This is a genomic window from Thalassospira alkalitolerans (assembly GCF_002115745.1).
Classification (GTDB): Bacteria; Pseudomonadota; Alphaproteobacteria; order Rhodospirillales; family Thalassospiraceae; genus Thalassospira; species Thalassospira alkalitolerans.
In genome coordinates, this window is sequence record NZ_JFKB01000003.1 from 49,207 (window position 1) to 64,847 (window position 15,641).

General features: G+C 55.1%; 14 protein-coding genes. 8 read left to right on the forward strand and 6 right to left on the reverse strand.

Going from position 1 to position 15,641, the window contains the following annotated elements; translation table 11 throughout:
- Positions 1 to 43: 43 nt before the first annotated feature.
- Complete coding sequence (locus TALK_RS22070) at positions 44 to 904, reverse strand: ribosomal eL19 family protein (RefSeq protein ID WP_169714953.1); 861 nt, start codon at positions 902 to 904, stop codon at positions 44 to 46.
- A gap of 120 nt (positions 905 to 1,024) precedes the next feature.
- Here TALK_RS22070 and TALK_RS05335 point away from each other — a divergent pair, with 120 nt between their 5' ends.
- From TALK_RS05335 to TALK_RS05345, 3 genes are read left to right on the forward strand one after another with little or no spacing between them, the layout of a single operon-like run.
- Positions 1,025 to 1,978 carry a DMT family transporter gene (locus TALK_RS05335; protein ID WP_245829691.1) on the forward strand — a complete coding sequence of 318 codons (954 nt, stop codon included), beginning with the start codon at positions 1,025 to 1,027 and terminating at the stop codon, positions 1,976 to 1,978.
- Between the two features lie 49 nt (positions 1,979 to 2,027).
- Positions 2,028 to 2,528: a DinB family protein gene (locus TALK_RS05340; RefSeq protein ID WP_085616666.1), complete on the forward strand. Its 501-nt coding sequence runs from the start codon at positions 2,028 to 2,030 to the stop codon at positions 2,526 to 2,528.
- A complete protein-coding gene (locus tag TALK_RS05345) occupies positions 2,528 to 3,193 on the forward strand; it encodes a LysE family translocator (RefSeq protein WP_085616668.1) in 666 nt (221 codons plus the stop codon). The genes TALK_RS05340 and TALK_RS05345 overlap by 1 nt, the downstream gene beginning before the upstream one ends.
- Positions 3,194 to 3,402: 209 nt before the next feature.
- Here the strand turns inward: TALK_RS05345 and TALK_RS05350 are convergent, their stop codons facing one another.
- The 3 genes from TALK_RS05350 to TALK_RS05360 form a co-directional block, all read right to left on the reverse strand.
- Positions 3,403 to 4,689, reverse strand: coding sequence for a cation:proton antiporter (locus tag TALK_RS05350; RefSeq protein ID WP_245829693.1), 1,287 nt, complete (start codon positions 4,687 to 4,689; stop codon positions 3,403 to 3,405).
- 45 nt (positions 4,690 to 4,734) lie between these two features.
- The gene (gene hisN, locus TALK_RS05355; RefSeq protein WP_085616669.1) at positions 4,735 to 5,520 is read right to left on the reverse strand and encodes a histidinol-phosphatase; all 786 of its coding nucleotides are present in this window, start codon (positions 5,518 to 5,520) and stop codon (positions 4,735 to 4,737) included.
- Between the two features lie 151 nt (positions 5,521 to 5,671).
- Positions 5,672 to 6,301, reverse strand: coding sequence for a c-type cytochrome (locus TALK_RS05360; RefSeq protein WP_085616671.1), 630 nt, complete (start codon positions 6,299 to 6,301; stop codon positions 5,672 to 5,674).
- Between the two features lie 340 nt (positions 6,302 to 6,641).
- Here TALK_RS05360 and TALK_RS05365 point away from each other — a divergent pair, with 340 nt between their 5' ends.
- Together TALK_RS05365 and TALK_RS05370 are read left to right on the forward strand one after the other, a co-directional pair.
- Positions 6,642 to 7,382, forward strand: coding sequence for a 3-deoxy-manno-octulosonate cytidylyltransferase (locus tag TALK_RS05365; protein WP_085616673.1), 741 nt, complete (start codon positions 6,642 to 6,644; stop codon positions 7,380 to 7,382).
- A gap of 165 nt (positions 7,383 to 7,547) precedes the next feature.
- Positions 7,548 to 8,408: a prephenate dehydratase gene (locus TALK_RS05370; RefSeq protein ID WP_085616675.1), complete on the forward strand. Its 861-nt coding sequence runs from the start codon at positions 7,548 to 7,550 to the stop codon at positions 8,406 to 8,408.
- A 137-nt stretch (positions 8,409 to 8,545) separates the two neighbouring features.
- Here TALK_RS05370 and TALK_RS05375 read toward each other — a convergent pair whose 3' ends face one another.
- Positions 8,546 to 10,216: a methyl-accepting chemotaxis protein gene (locus TALK_RS05375; protein WP_085616677.1), complete on the reverse strand. Its 1,671-nt coding sequence runs from the start codon at positions 10,214 to 10,216 to the stop codon at positions 8,546 to 8,548.
- A gap of 86 nt (positions 10,217 to 10,302) precedes the next feature.
- On the reverse strand, positions 10,303 to 11,196 hold the full coding sequence (locus tag TALK_RS05380) for a LysR substrate-binding domain-containing protein (protein WP_085616679.1): 894 nt from the start codon (positions 11,194 to 11,196) through the stop codon (positions 10,303 to 10,305).
- 121 nt (positions 11,197 to 11,317) lie between these two features.
- Here TALK_RS05380 and TALK_RS05385 point away from each other — a divergent pair, with 121 nt between their 5' ends.
- The 3 genes from TALK_RS05385 to TALK_RS05395 all read left to right on the forward strand — a co-directional run bounded on the left by TALK_RS05385 (position 11,318) and on the right by TALK_RS05395 (position 15,638).
- Positions 11,318 to 12,022: an SDR family oxidoreductase gene (locus tag TALK_RS05385; protein WP_085616681.1), complete on the forward strand. Its 705-nt coding sequence runs from the start codon at positions 11,318 to 11,320 to the stop codon at positions 12,020 to 12,022.
- Between the two features lie 143 nt (positions 12,023 to 12,165).
- On the forward strand, positions 12,166 to 13,173 hold the full coding sequence (locus tag TALK_RS05390) for a DMT family transporter (protein WP_085617103.1): 1,008 nt from the start codon (positions 12,166 to 12,168) through the stop codon (positions 13,171 to 13,173).
- 656 nt (positions 13,174 to 13,829) lie between these two features.
- Complete coding sequence (locus tag TALK_RS05395; RefSeq protein WP_085616682.1) at positions 13,830 to 15,638, forward strand: DEAD/DEAH box helicase; 1,809 nt, start codon at positions 13,830 to 13,832, stop codon at positions 15,636 to 15,638.
- Positions 15,639 to 15,641: the final 3 nt, after the last annotated feature.

Below are 15,641 nucleotides of genomic sequence, written 5' to 3' on the forward strand. Positions count from 1 at the left end.
ACAGCAGCGCTTGACGATCAGGACGCATCGCGTGATAGCAGCATCATTGGTTCGTATTTCTATCCGATAGGTCCTGTTCGGTCAGGGCCGCCGGGGCAAGGCGGGGGTGGCATATCTCGCGTGGTTGATGTTGTCGGCTCGGCTCGGGACGGGGCCGGAAAATTGTTGTTGCAGGCACCGGGCCTGTATTTGAAACCCTTGCAGGCAGCAGGCAGCAGGCAGCAGGCAGCAGGCAGCAGGCAGCAGGCAGCAGGCAGCAGGCAGCAGGCAGCAGGCAGCAGGCAGCAGGCAGCAGGCAGCAGGCAGCAGGCAGCAGGCAGCAGGCAGCAGGCAGCAGGCAGCAGGCAGCAGGCAGCAGGCAGCAGGCAGCAGGCAGCAGGCAGCAGGCAGCAGGCAGCAGGCAGCAGGCAGCAGGCAGCAGGCAGCAGGCAGCAGGCAGCAGGCAGCAGGCAGCAGGCAGCAGGCAGCAGGCAGCAGGCAGCAGGCAGCAGGCAGCAGGCAGCAGGCAGCAGGCAGCAGGCAGCAGGCAGCAGGCAGCAGGCAGCAGGCAGCAGGCAGCAGGCAGCAGGCAGCAGGCAGCAGGCAGCAGGCAGCAGGCAGCAGGCAGCAGGCAGCAGGCAGCAGGCAGCAGGCAGCAGGCAGCAGGCAGCAGGCAGCAGGCAGCAGGCAGCAGGCAGCAGGCAGCAGGCAGCAGGCAGCAGGCAGCAGGCAGCAGGCAGCAGGCAGCAGGCAGCAGGCAGCAGGCAGCAGGCAGCAGGCAGCAGGCAGCAGGCAGCAGGCAGCAGGCAGCAGGCAGCAGGCAGCAGGCAGCAGGCAGCAGGCAGCAGGCAGCAGGCAGCAGGCAGCAGGCAGCAGGCAGCAGGCAGCAGGCAGCAGGCAGCAGGCCAAATCCAGAAGGAATCAAATCAGCTTAATCAACAATCATCACAGACATTAGTAAATCTAATGAATGAATGAATTTTGCTGGTTTGTGTGCGCCGGATAAATTGCCCTAAATTCCAGCGGTTGAATACGTTGGAGTGCCATGATGGGCCCGCTTGGATTATATAGTGCTGTGGTTTTGATCTGGGGAAGCACCTGGATCGCGATCAAGTTTCAGCTTTCGGTCGCGCCGGAACTTGCGGTGGCCTATCGCTTTGTTTTGGCGGCAGTAATCCTGATGGTGTGGTGTTTTATCCGCCGGTTGCCAATGCGTTATACGCTGCGTGATCACGGGTTTATGGCCGGACTTGGCATTTGCCTGTTCTCGTTTAATTACGTGCTGATTTACATCGCCAGTATTCATCTGACATCAGGTCTTTTGGCCGTGGTGTTTTCGTCCATTGTGATCATGAACATGATTAATGGTGCGATCTTCTTTAAGCGTCGGCCGGAAACCCGCACCCTGATCGGGGCGGCGATTGGCCTTGGCGGGATCATGCTGGTCTTTGCCCGCGATCTGGTGGCGTTCGACTTTGCGGCGGGGGGCAGCATCGGTTTGTTGGCGTCGCTGGCAGGCAGTTATATCGCGTCGCTTGGCAATATGGCCTCGGCGCGGAATCAGGCGCGCGGTATTCCGGTGTTACAGGCCAATGCCTTTGGCATGATGTATGGCTCGGTTCTGTTGCTGGGATATATCCTTGTGACCGGTATTCCATTTACATTCGATACCAGTCCGTCTTTCATTGCCGCGCTGATTTATTTGGCCCTGTTTGGCTCGGTTCTGGCGTTTGGGTTCTATTTGACGCTGCTGGGTAAAATCGGCCCGGATCGTGCGGCGTATAGCTCTGTCATGTTTCCGGTGGTCGCGCTTTTGCTGTCGACATGGTTCGAAGGATTTGTCTGGGATCGCAATATCGTTCTGGGTGTTGGCCTGACGTTGTTGGGGAATATCGTGATCCTGACGAAGCGAATGCCCAAACCAGTGCTGGCCGCGACAGTTGCTGCGTCCTCGGTCGTGACGTCTGGCGTTAATCCGGGCGAGGCCGACGGCCAATAATCAAGGCAATAAACCGGTGGTTTCGCCGCCTGATGAAGGATGGAATGTGATGGACGGCGTGGCGTATTTTCAACGGATGGCGCGGTATAACAGCTGGGCGAACGGGCATGTTCTGGATGCCTGTGCCGGGCTTGAACCGCGCATATTGGATGCCAAACGCGCGGCGTTTTTTCCATCGATCCTTAAAACTCTGAACCATATTTTGGTGGCGGACCGGCTTTGGCTGGGCCGGTTGGTGGGGGTGCCGGAAAAAATCGCGCTGGATACTATCCTGTTTGACGATTTTACCAAATTCCGTGCTGCCCGCGAAGCGCAGGATGCCAAGGTCATCGTCTTTGCCGATCAACTTGATGCCCAAACACTGTCAGGTGACCTGAGCTATCAATCCATGCTGGCCGGGGCTTATACCCTGCCGCAAGAAATTGTCTTGGCGCATATATTCAATCATCAAACGCACCACCGAGGACAGTTGCATTCTATGCTTGTTGAAGCTGGGGCGGCACCGCTTTCGATTGATTTGGTGTATTATTATCTGGAGGCCCAAGGGTGATGGCCGATCTTTTGATCACCTATGCACCGTTTCTGATTGCAGCACTTTTGCTCAATATCTCGCCGGGGCCAGATTTGGCCTATGTCAGTGCACAAACCGCGATCCATGGTCGCAAGATCGGCGTGTTTTCAAGCCTTGGCGTGTGTTCGGGGGCGTTTGTGCATGTGGTCGCCGCGGCCCTTGGCTTGTCAGCGATCCTTGCGACATCGGCAGTGGCATTTTCAATCGTGAAATGGGTTGGGGTGGCCTATCTGGTGTGGCTGGGGATCGGGGCTTTGCGGGGCAGTTTTGCCAAATACAGGCAGGATGACAGCCCATCCGAACCGCATATCAAGAAACTATCGCCAGCGCGCCAAATGACAGCGTTTCAGGCTTGGCGACAGGGTGCGATGATTGATGTGCTTAATCCCAAGGTGGCGATTTTCTTTATGGCGTTCCTGCCGCAGTTTGTTGACCCGGCGGCGGGGGATGCTGCGCTGCAGTTTTTGGTGCTGGGCACGCTCGTCAACGTGATCGGGTTTTGTGTCGAGACGACGGTGGTGTTTGCCATCGGGTTTGCTGCGATACGGTTGCGTGGAAGCCCGATGTTTGGTGTCTGGCTTCAACGGTTACTTGGCGGCGTCTTTATTGCTTTGGGCGTTCGGCTGGCGCTGAGCGAGCGATAGGGGATTGAACTGATAACGGAATTCGTCGTCCTTTGTTTCCAACCGGTTGGAAAGGGCGATGATGCCGGGCTGTCGCGTTCAGGTGCGACGGCCCATGGTCTGGCGTTGTAACCGGACCCTCTGGATTTAGCACTCCATCCAGAGCTCTCTTACTGCAAATCTTGACTTGCGCCCGGCTGGGATACGCCCCGGTTCCGGGTGCCTTTTTATCAGGATTGTTGGGGCTTTTTCCGGCGAAGGTGGCGGACCAGCATATGCGAAAGTGGTGCTGCCGAAAGGCCATGTACGATAACGCTGATGGTGACAATCATAACCGCCGTCGCGATCAACGGTTCATAGCTTTTGGGATTTATGATGGTGCTCATGATCAGAAGGTAGATGATTGAGGCAATGCCGCGTGGCCCAAACCAGCCGATATAGAGTTTTTCGGCAAGGCTGTAGGGGCTTTTGATCATGCAGATCCAGACGCAAAGCGGACGCAGGATCACAAGGCTGACGGCCGAGAAAATTAGCATCTCCCACGTCCAAAGCTGGTAAACTGCGGGGATGACCACCAGACCGAAAATGAAAAACGTCAGCATGGTCAGTAATTCAGACTCGGCCTCGCCAAAGCTTTCGATGCTTTCTCGGACCTTTTGCGACGAGATATTAAGCGCAAGGCCGCCGGCAAAGGCGGCAACAAACCCGTTGCCGCCAAGCTTTTCACACAGGGCAAAAATAAACAGCGCGGCCAAAACACCTAAAATCCGTTCAAACCGGTCAAGGATAGTGTTGTGGGTTACCGCGTGATTGACGATCTGGCCGATTACATACCCGGTAAATAACCCAACGCCGATCCCGATAGAGATTTCAAGCATGGCTTCGGTGAGCCAGCCATTGTTGCTTTCACCGACAATATCGGCTTCGAGCAGGACAGCCGCGGTAAAAACCGGCAGGACCAGCCCGTCATTCAGGCCGCTTTCGATATTGATGCCCTGTCGCACCGGATTGGGGACAGATTTGTTTTCCAGCACAGGGCGGCCAAGGGCGGCATCGGTCGGGCTGACGATCAGGGCAAGGATCAGTGCCGGAAGGACCCCGATGGACGGATGCAGGCCGATGATAAACGCCCATGTCACCCCGATGGTCAACGGCAAGCCGATTAACAGCAAGCGGTTGGCAAGGCGCATCGCCGGGCGTTCCTTGCGATAATCCAGAACGGCGGCATCCAGAAACAGGATGATTGCCAGCGTCATTTCCGCAAAGCCGGTGGCAAAATGCAGCCGGTCGGCAAACGGGGCCAAGGGTGGTTCGTGCCAAATGCCAAGCGGCAGTGCAATCAGGCCCCCGATCAGAACCATCATCATCGGGGATGAAATGTTGCGTCGTTGCAGCCTGCGTGATTGCAGCCCGTAAAGCAGCCCCGATCCCAAAAACAGGATGATGACCCATTCGAACATCATATCACCTAACTGATTGGCACAACGCGCCATATTGCCGCAATTTGCAGCAAACACCAAATATCAAAGGCCGCAAATCGTCGGTACATGCGCGCCAGGGGATCAGGCGATGGCCGCACGGATTGTGGTCAGGACATCCTGATGGCAACGGGCGTCGCCACTGGCGATGACTTCATCGGTGCTATGGATTGTCAACGGTTTGCCATGCCAGTCGGTCATGACACCCCCGGCCCCTTCGACGACCGGAACCAGCGCACAGAAATCATAGGCCTGAAGACCGCATTCAACCACCGTATCGGCAAAACCAAGGGCGACAAGGCCATAGGCATAGGCATCAACGCCATACATTGGTTGGCGGCATTTATCCGCAATCGCCTGATAGGCCTTGATCGATTGCGCGGACCGGAACAGTTCCGGGGCGGTGGTAAAGAAGGTGGCGGTATCAAGTGTTTCGCAGTCGCGCGCACTGATTTCTTCGCCATTCATTGTTGTCGGTCGCCCCATAACACCGACCCAGCGTTCATCTGTAATTGCCTGATCAATAATGCCAAGGACAGGGGCGCCCTTGTAGCAAAGGGCAATCAGGGATGCGAAGCTTGGCTTACCTGCGATAAAGGATTTCGTGCCGTCAATTGGGTCAAGCACCCAAACATAGTCGGCATGGATATTGTGGCGGCCATGTTCCTCGCCCAGAATACCGTGATCGGGAAATTCGGTTGTTAGAATGGCGCGCATTGCGGTTTCGACTTCGCGGTCTGCGATGGTCACCGGGCTGGCATCGGCTTTGACGTCAATGGCAACAGGGGTGCGGTAATACTGGCGAATGATCGGGCGGGCGGCATCGGCCAGTTTGTGGGCGATCTCCAGAAACGGATCGAGATTTTCCATGAATTGCATCCCTGCTTGAAATGGTGGCTGGCAAGTGACCGACGACGACTGATGATGGTCGAGAGTGGCGACAAACGAAAACAGGGGACAGTTACCTGTCCCCTGTAAAAAATCAACGCTTCTGTCCGATTAAAACCGGCTAGTGCGCAACTTATTGTGCAGTTGCTTCGTCGCCTTCGGCGGTGTCGCTACCGTCAGCCGGTACTTCGGCATTTTCGGTTGCGGTGGCTGCCGGATCGGGCAGAGCCAGCGGCGTGTCGGATTTGCTGTTCAGCCACGCAATCACAGCGGCACGATCAGACGCCTTTTTCAAGCCCCCGAAACTCATTTTCGTACCATCAATATAGTCGCGCGGTTTGTACAGGAAGTGGTTCAGTTCTTCGAAGCCCCAGCTGCCACCATGTTCGGCCATGCCGCTGGAATAGGAGAAGTCGTCTTTATGCGCGAAATGATTGCCGACAATACCGTAAAGGTTCGGACCGGTTTTGTTCGGACCGCCTTTTTCGGCATCATGGCAGGATGCGCATTTTTTAAATACTTTTTCGCCAGCGGCCAGATCGACTGATGCCAGCATGGCAAGAATCGGTTCCGGTCCTGCCGGTTCCGCCGGCGCAGCGGCCGGTTCGGCGTTGCCCGCCATGATATCTTCGGAGAACGGATAAACGGGGTTTTCCAGTTCTTCGGGGTGCACAAGCATGCTGCCAATCTTGCCAACAGCGATAACCAAAAGCACAGCACAGATAACACCGGCGACGATTTTGTTGATTTCCATCGTTTTCATGACGGGATCCCTACAGCCTAATCACTCTCAGGTTTCTTTATAATCCGCTGATCCATGCGTCCCCAAAACGCTTTTGAAAATCACAAGAACGTGCATGTGACAGCAGGTCAGACCGGTCGGAGGGAAACTATACGTTTCAGAGATTTGCATCAACCTTTCTTAACCAGAAAGGCGAAATCAGGCGAGATAGACCTTCGTCAAATCCATTTCCGCCTTTCGCAGAAGCCCCAAAACCGGCTATTGTCCCGCCGATTCAAGACGCTGTTTCTTGCATGGGTTTTCGCGTTTATGCTTTGCGCAAGATCAATGCAGAAGTTTGAGCCAGACCGGAGAGGCCCATATGTCTACGCCGCGTAATCCCGTTGTTGTTATTCCTGCCCGTATGGCATCGATGCGCCTGCCAAACAAACCATTGGCCGATATCCACGGCGAGGCCATGATCGTTCATGTCTGGCGCCGCGCGATGGAGGCTGGGATCGGGCCGGTGATCGTTGCCTGTGCCGAACAGGAAATTGCCGATGCCATAACGGCCGCAGGCGGAATTGCGGTTTTGACCGATCCTGATTTGCCCAGCGGATCGGACCGGGTGCATCAGGCATTGCAAAGTTTTGATCCTGAAGGCAAATATGACGCGGTGGTCAATGTGCAGGGTGATCTGCCGACCATTGATGCCGCTGATATTCGCGCGGTGTTTGATCCGCTGGCGGACCCGGATGTCGATATTGCGACCTTGGCGGCGGAAATCATCCGCGACGAAGAACGTAACAATCCCAATGTGGTTAAAGCCGTTGCGGCCTTTAAGGGGGGGCGTGTTGCGCGTGCCCTTTATTTTACCCGCGCGACAGCGCCATATGGCGACGGGCCGCTTTATCATCATATCGGGCTTTATACCTATCGCCGGGCCGCTCTTGACCGTTTCGTCAGCCTGCCACCGGCGGAATTGGAAAAGCGCGAGCGCCTTGAACAATTGCGCGCCCTTGAAAACGGTATGGTGATTGCCGTCGCACTGGTTAACGGTGTGCCGCTTGGTGTGGATACCCCCGAAGACCTTGAACGCGCACGACTTGTGTTGGGCGCATAATTCGGGTCTTCTATCTGGGAAGTATCGATATTCGCGTCATGCCGGGTTGCAGGAAATAGTTATTTTGCCGCGGCCTGAACCGGATTTCGCCACTTCCTGATGGGCCGGATTTGATATGATGGCACAGGGAATACAAAACATTTTGAATGATCAGGAAATAACCAGATGACGGCTCAACAACGGATCGCTTTTCAGGGAATGTACGGTGCCTATTCCGATCAGGCCGCACGTCGCGCCTTTCCGGGTGCCACAACAGTACCTTGCCGGACGTTTGAGGGCGCATTTGGGGCGTTGCGCGATGGCGATGTCGAACTGGCGGTGATCCCGATTGATAACACCCTGGCCGGTCGTGTGGCCGATGTGCATCATATTTTGCCCGATTCCGGGGTGCATATCGTTGGCGAGACATTCTTGCGCATTAATCATGCGCTTGTCGGGGTGCCGGGAACCAAGATTTCCGACATCAAGGAAATCAGAAGCCATGTGCATGCGCTGGGCCAGTGTCGTAAAATTCGTCAGGAACTTGGCGTTAACACCGTGGTCGGGCTTGATACCGCCGGGTGTGCCAAGGAAGTTGCCGATTTGGGCGATAAAAGCATTGCCGCGATTGCGCCGGTGCTGGCGGCCGAGATTTACGGGCTTGATATCCTGCGGACTGAAGTTGAGGACGCCGCCCACAATACCACACGGTTCATCATTCTGGCGCGCGACCCCCTTGATATCGCCAATGACGGGGCCCCGGTGGTGACCAGCTTTGTCTTTCGGGTGCGCAACGTTGCCGCCGCGCTTTACAAGGCGCTGGGCGGGTTTGCAACCAATGGCATCAATATGACCAAGCTTGAAAGCTATATGGTCGAAGGCCATTTCACCGCGACGCAATTTTTCGCCGAGGTCGAAGCCCATCCCGAACAGCTTGGCCTGCGTCATGCGTTGGAAGAGCTTCAATTCTTCTCGCACGAGGTGCGCATTCTGGGTGTTTATCCGTCGCATTCCTTCCGCCGGGAAAATGATCTTCCGGCTGAATAGGGCAGGCCGACCACCAAGACATCGCGTGCACTGTAAATACATGCGTCAAATTAAAACGGGCCGCCCAAATGATGGGGCGGCCCGTTTTGTTTGTTCATATCATCCACCCGCCGACTGATGCGGGTCGGGTCGTATGATCAGCTTTCGGCCTGTTTTTTCAGATCGCCCGAGAAGCGGTGAATGATCTGGGTCAGTTCCGAGGAACGTGACGACAGTTCTTCGGAGGCTTCGCGGAGCTCGCCCGCATGGCTTGTCGTGCTTTGGGCGTTTTTCATGGTCTGATCGACGCTGTAGGAAATCTGTTTGACGCCGTCCGCACTGCGGTTGGCGTTGCCCGCGATTTCCTGAGTGGCAGCACCTTGTTCTTCAATCGCGGCCGCAATCGCGGTCGAGGCATAGCGCACCTGATCGATGGTTTCCGAAACCCGAGAAATGCCGGTGACGGCACGTTCGGTGCCTTCGACAATTCCGTTGATCTGGGCGGCGATTTCCTCGGTCGCGCGACCGGTTTGGGTCGCAAGGTTTTTGACCTCGCTTGCGACAACGGCAAAGCCCTTGCCGGCATCACCCGCACGCGCGGCTTCGATGGTGGCGTTCAGTGCCAGAAGGTTCGTCTGACCCGCGATGTCGTTGATCAGGCTGACAATTTCCTTGATCTTGTCCACGGCTTCGGACAGGCCGCCAACATCGTCAGATGCGCTTTGGCTTTCATGAGTAGCGCGTTCGACGGTGTTGGACATCTGGGAAATCTGAACATTGATTTCCGTGATCGAGGATGAAAGTTCTTCGGTCGCGGCGGCAACGGCATCGACGTTCTGAGATACAGATCCGGCGGCTGTTGCGACTTGCTGGCTTTGATCAAGAATACCTTCGGCATTTTGCGACATGTTGATCGCCAGATCGCCACTGCGTTTGACCGACTGATTGACCGCACCGGCAATACCGCCGACTTCGCTTTCGAGTTTTTCGGCAATCGAACGGATACTTTTGCGGCGTTCGAGTTCGGTTTTGTCCTTTTGGACCGAGGCATCTTTTTCAAGTTGCAGGGCCTGTGCCGATTTGTCACGCAGGGCAAGAATACCTGCGGCCATATCGCCGATCTCGGTAAAGCGCGATTCGGTATCGACCGGGGCCTGATAATTGCCTTCGGCAATCGTTGAGATGCTTTTGTTCAGGCCGACAATGCTTTTGGTTATGCGGGTTCCGACAATCCAGGACAAAACACCGGCAATGATAATGGCAATGATCGAAATGATTGCGATGCGCTGCATAACTCTTTGGAATTCGGCATCGACGTCATCCATGTAGACGCCAGCACCAAGTGCCCAGTTCCAGCCGGGAATCGGGCGGACATAGGCCGCTTTTTCAATCAGCTTATCGCCCATGCCGGGTTTTTTGGTTTCATAGGTAATGACACCACCGCCGGCCTTAGCAGTTTTGACGATCAACTGGCGGACCTTGCTGTCGGGGTTACATTTGCCGACGTCTTCGGGGCTAAGCGGATCAAGAACCATGCAAAGGCTGTAATCGGTTGCATAGATATAGTTCTGACCGTCAAAGCGATAGGCATTCAATACCCCAAGCGCTTCGGCTTTGGCGGCATTTTCATCCATTTCACCGGATTTGACCTTGGCCATATACGAATCGACGATTGTGACCGCGCCTTCGGTTAAATGTGCGATTTGTTCGAACTTGCCGTTACGAAGGCTGGTTTGATAGTTCAGTGCGACTGTTGCGATGATCGCAATCAGCGTTAATAGACAAATTGCAGGGATTGAAAAAATCCCTGTCACGACCCGGAACCGCATTGCTGTTACCCCTCTATATGCAGTGCTTTTGGGCATCATAAGTGCGAAATGGTGTTTTGAATGTTAATTGATCCTGACCATCATATTTAACTTGTGGCGCGCCATTTCAACAGCCACTGGCGAACTTGGTTGCAGGCAGCAGGATTCTTGCTATTGCGCGGGGTGACCAGATAGAAGTCACGCCCGGCATGCAGGGTGTGTTCAAACGGTTGGATCAGGCGGCCTGCGGCCAGATCCTGTTCGACCAGAAACCGGCTGGCCAATGCAATGCCCTGCCCGGAAAAGGCGGCATCAATTGCAAGTGCGGTTTGGTTCAGGCGCACATTCTTTGCCCGGTCGGGGACTTCATGGCCAAACACAGATTTCAAATATTCCGGCCACAGATTGTGCGAGTCGTGAATAAGAACCAGTTGGTCAAGGTCTGCGACCTTCAGGGGGCGATCAAATTTGGCAATGGCCCCGGGGCTGCAAACGGAAATGATATCCTGTTCAAATAACAGATCGGCAATTAGCCCGGCGGCGAAGGACGAATTGGTTTGGCGCACCGCCAGATCAACACCGTCGGAATGAAAGTTTGATGCCTTTTCCGTTGCCACAATCCGCAATTCGATTTGCGGGTTTTCCGCCGTGAAATCTGTCAGACGCGGGATTAGCCATTTGGCGGCAAAGGTCGGCGTGACACTGATGGTCAGATGGGTTGATTGCGGTTGAAGGGTTTGGGTGGCATTGCCGATAATTGTAAAAGCCCGGCTGATTTCCGCGTGATAACGCTGGCCGTTATCGGTCAGGGCCAATGTGCGTGGCAACCGATCCAGAAGTTTAAGACCCAGATAGGATTCCAGCCCGCGCACATGTTGTGCGACGGCACCTTGGGTCACGCCAAGTTCCTCGGCTGCGATGCGAAAATTCAAATGGCGCCCCGCCGCATCGAAAGCGCGCAGGCCATTTAAGGGCGGAAGGCAGGTTTCAGGTTTGATCATGCAATAGTTTTTCTACAGCCTTGAAGGTGCAAATCTGATTGGTGTGGATTGGTGCAAAAGCGTAAAAACAATATTATCAAAGTTTTTTACGACGACAATGAAACAAATCCAAGGAGCCGTCATGACAGTAGAAAAAGTTGCGCTTATCACCGCGGGTGGCAGTGGCATGGGGGCCGCTGCGGCGCAGAAACTGGCCGCCGATGGATATAAGGTTGCGATCCTGTCATCGTCTGGCAAGGGCGAGGCGCTTGCCGCCGAACTGGGCGGCATTGGCGTGACCGGTTCAAATCAGTCAAATGACGACCTTGGGCGTTTGGTTGATTTGGCGATGGAAAAATGGGGCCGGATTGATGTTTTGGTTAATTCCGCCGGGCATGGGCCGCGTAAGCCGGTTTTGGAACTGACGGATGAAGACTGGCACGCGGGCATGGATGTTTATTTCTTAAACGCGGTGCGCCCGACCCGTTTGGTGACGCCGATCATGCAAAAGCAGGGCGGTGGTGTGATTATCAATATTTCGACCTTTGCCGCGTTTGAACCCGATCCGGTTTTCCCGACGTCGGGGGTTTTTCGGGCTGGACTTGCGGCTTTTACCAAACTGTTTGCCGATAAATATGCACCAGAAAACATCCGTATGAATAATGTGTTGCCGGGCTTTATCGATAGCTTGCCGGAAACCGATGAACGTCGCGACCGGGTGCCGATGGGGCGGTATGGCAAAAGAGAAGAAATCGCCGCCACCATTGCCTTTTTGGCATCCGATGGGGCGGGCTATATCACCGGGCAGAATATTCGTGTTGACGGGGGCATTACCCGTTCAGTGTGATTGGGGACGGATTTGGCTGTTTGATTGGTTGATCCGACGATCTGTTTCTCAGATTGCTCGTAAAATTTGCAGGCAATACCGGTTTCCGGTGTTGCCTGTTTTGGCGTGATGTCGCCACATATATATGTATGAAAATCACAAAAATGAAAATTCTCGCCTATCTTGCCTTTGTGTTGCTTGGTGTTGTCTGGGGCAGCAATTTTATTTTTATGAAATGGGCTGCTGATTATATTGCGCCACAGCAAATTGCCTTTTTGCGGGTGCTGTGCGGGTTTGTGCCGCTGGTGATTTTTGCTGTTCTGCGGCGGGAGGTTCACCTGCGCGACATGCGCCATATTCACCATTTTGTGGTGATGGCGTTGTTGGCAACCGCGATCTATTATTTTGCTTTTGCCAAGGGGACGGCGCTTTTGCTGTCAAGTGTGGCGGGGATGTTAAGTGGGGCGATCCCGCTTTTTGCCTTTGTGACGGCCCTTTTATTCCTGCGTGATGAGCGGCCGACCGTAAAATCGTTGTGCGGGGTAGCACTGGGCTTTGCCGGTGTCGTGCTGATTGCCAGACCCTGGCAAATAGATGCGGGCCAGGTCGGGGAGGGTGGCGTCAGTATCGCCGGGACGGCTTATATGATTGTCGGCGCGCTTAGTGTCGGGTGTTCTTTTGTCTATGCGCGCAAATTTATCAGCCCGCTTAAACTTTCGCCCTTGGCGCTGTCGACTTATCAGATTGGCATCGCAACAGCGATTTTTGCCCTAACAACCGATATTTCAGGCGTTGGTGCGGTCTTTGATGATCCGAAAACGGCCATCGGCCTTGTGGTTGGTTTGGGTGTTCTGGGAACCGGGCTTGCTTATATCCTGTATTATTTCATCGTCGATCAGCTTGGCGCCGTGGCGGCATCGGGGGTGACTTATTTGCCGCCTTTGGTTGCGATGGCGATTGGTATTGTGCTGATCGGCGAACCCGTGGCCGGATTGGATGTGGTGGCGATGGTTGCCATACTGTTTGGGGTGTTTTTGCAACAAATCGGACGGCGGGCTGTGCCGCTGACAACAATAAAGCCGCCGCCGGAAAGCCGCGGGCATGGCCGGTTATTGACCCCGGATGCGCGGCAGAGCGCCCTTGAGGTGCAGGTAAAAGCCAGCAAGGCATAAGAGCCGGGCATTTTTAATTAAATGTGTCAGGCCAGGGACAAACTTCGTCCAGTCTTTGCCGTCTATAGAATCGTTATCCCCGCGAAGGCGGAAATTCATGTGCTGCAAGAGATTTTAGATTTCGAGCCCGCACTTTACGTCGGCCAGAATAACATTTTTTGAAAATGGCAAAGTTTGCAAATAATTTGCTGCGTTTTTAATTAACTGTTTTTGCATGCGATGTTTTATGTGCGCTGCACCAATTTTAGCGCGCCGGGAAAATTGCCCAGACCGAGGCTGGTGGCCGGGTTAGGGGCATGTTTCCCGGATAAATGTTGGGGATTTTTCGGTGTCGCCGTCAAGTCGGTTGGCGGGCCACATTGGGGAACGTAATGCGTTTTTGCATGGCTGCCCGGCGCAATGCTTTGATTGACTTTAATCTAAAGGCCCTGTATCACCCGGCTCATTCCTTCGCTTGTAGGGCAGATTGAGCTGTCAGGAACTGTGTGAAAAGGCGGGGGCGGTACAGACGTGATGACGTTTGTGCCTCATCATATGCCTCTCATACAGGGTCCGAAGCAGCGGCAAGTTTGCCGTGCACCGGTCACTATTGCTATCGAGCTGGCAAATCATAGCGTGAACATGACGCTGACCGGATATTGAAGGACTTTCCTTATATGACTAATTTTGAAGGGCTCAACCTTATCGAGCCCCTGCTGCGCAACGTTGAAGCTTCTGGTTTCACCGCTCCGACCGAGATCCAGGCAAAAACCATTCCGGCTTTGCTTGAAGGGCGTGACCTTATGGGCATTTCCCAGACCGGTGGTGGTAAAACCGCAGCCTTCTGTTTGCCGATGCTGCAGCGCCTTGCTGAAAATCCGAAACGTCCGGAACCGGGCCAGCCGCGCGCGCTTATTCTTGCGCCGACGCGTGAATTGGTAAATCAGATCGGTCAGTGTCTGCGCGATTTCAAAAAAGGCATTCGCCTGTTTTCTTCTGTTGTTTATGGCGGCTCGCCGATGGGCCCGCAGATTCAGGAATTGCGCCGCGGCGTTGATATCCTGGTTGCGACCCCGGGTCGTCTGCTTGACCATATGTCACGTAACACCATCCGTTTCGACGACATCGAAGTTTTCGTTCTCGACGAAGCTGACCGTATGCTCGACATGGGCTTCTCCGAAGATGTTCTGACGGTTGCAGCAAAGCTGCCGCGCGAACATCAGACCGTGATGTTCTCGGCAACCATGCCGTCGGCTGTTAAACATCTGACCGACCGTTTGTTGAGCAACCCGGTCAAGGTTGAAACTGCACCGCAGTCCAGCGTTACAGAACGTGTTACCCAGCGTGGCATGTTTGTGAAGCGTCACGACAAGACCAAATTGCTGATTCAGTTGTTGAAGCGTGACGAAAGCGAACGCGTTCTGGTTTTCACCAAAACCAAAGCCGATGCTGACGAACTGTCGTTCCAGCTGCGCGATGAAGGTGTTGATACTGATGCCATTCATGGTGACAAACAGCAGCGCATCCGTCAGAAAATCCTGCGGAACTTCCGTAATGGTCAGTTCCCGGTTCTGATTGCAACCGACGTTGCCGCACGCGGCATCGACGTTCCGGGCATCTCGCACGTCATTAACTATGACCTGCCGACCGATCCGGAAAACTATGTGCACCGTATTGGCCGTACCGGCCGTGGCAGTGCCGAAGGTGTTGCGATTTCGTTCTGCGAACCGCGTGATGTTCGTCATCTGCGCAATATCGAACGTATTATCGGCCAGCAGGTCCAAATCGACGAAGATCACGAATTCCATTCGGCTCCTTCTGCTCGCTCGTCGAGCGGCGGCGGTGGTCGTGATGGCGGCCGTGGTGGTCGTGGCGGTTTCGGCGGCGGTGGTCGTGATGGCGGTCGCGGTGGTTTCGGTGGCAGTCGTGACGGTGGTCGCGATGCAGGCCGTGGCGGTCGTGGTGGCTTTGGCGGCGGCCGTGATGGTGGCCGTGACGGCGCACGTGCATCCTTTGGCGGTCCGCGTGATGGCGGTCGTCGTGTAGAAGGTGATCGCGAAGGCGGTCGTGACGCTGGCCGTGATGGCGGGCGTGGTTTTGGCGGCGAACGTGATGGTGGCCGTCGTTTCGGTCAGTCTGATCAGCCGCGTGGTGATCGTCCGGTACGCAATGATCGCAATGATCGTGGCGGTGAACGTTTCGATCGCAAGCCGCGCTTTGACCGTGCAGCGGAAACGCAGCGCCCGGATCGTGCAGAACGCACCGAGCGTAATGACCGTGGCACCAATTTCCGCCCGCGTGGCGAAGGTGCCGCACCGGCACGTGATGGTGAACGCAAGTTCGCTGACAAGCCGCGTGGCGAACGTGGTTTCCAGGGTGATCGTGATACCCGTGGCCGTGATTTCAGTGATCGCCCGCGCCGTAGCGAGGGTGCCCGCACGGAAGGCCGTGGTGGTAACCAGGGCATGAAACGTCGTTCGGCCTGATTG

Coding starts and splice junctions, on each gene's coding strand:
- TALK_RS05335 (WP_245829691.1), top strand. CDS start 1,025: ATGATGGGCCCGCTTGGATTATATAGTGCTGTGGTTTTGATCTGGGGA.
- TALK_RS05340 (WP_085616666.1), top strand. CDS start 2,028: ATGGACGGCGTGGCGTATTTTCAACGGATGGCGCGGTATAACAGCTGG.
- TALK_RS05345 (WP_085616668.1), top strand. CDS start 2,528: ATGGCCGATCTTTTGATCACCTATGCACCGTTTCTGATTGCAGCACTT.
- hisN (WP_085616669.1), bottom strand. CDS start 5,520: ATGGAAAATCTCGATCCGTTTCTGGAGATCGCCCACAAACTGGCCGAT.
- TALK_RS05360 (WP_085616671.1), bottom strand. CDS start 6,301: ATGAAAACGATGGAAATCAACAAAATCGTCGCCGGTGTTATCTGTGCT.
- TALK_RS05365 (WP_085616673.1), top strand. CDS start 6,642: ATGTCTACGCCGCGTAATCCCGTTGTTGTTATTCCTGCCCGTATGGCA.
- TALK_RS05370 (WP_085616675.1), top strand. CDS start 7,548: ATGACGGCTCAACAACGGATCGCTTTTCAGGGAATGTACGGTGCCTAT.
- TALK_RS05375 (WP_085616677.1), bottom strand. CDS start 10,216: ATGCGGTTCCGGGTCGTGACAGGGATTTTTTCAATCCCTGCAATTTGT.
- TALK_RS05380 (WP_085616679.1), bottom strand. CDS start 11,196: ATGATCAAACCTGAAACCTGCCTTCCGCCCTTAAATGGCCTGCGCGCT.
- TALK_RS05385 (WP_085616681.1), top strand. CDS start 11,318: ATGACAGTAGAAAAAGTTGCGCTTATCACCGCGGGTGGCAGTGGCATG.
- TALK_RS05390 (WP_085617103.1), top strand. CDS start 12,166: ATGAAAATTCTCGCCTATCTTGCCTTTGTGTTGCTTGGTGTTGTCTGG.
- TALK_RS05395 (WP_085616682.1), top strand. CDS start 13,830: ATGACTAATTTTGAAGGGCTCAACCTTATCGAGCCCCTGCTGCGCAAC.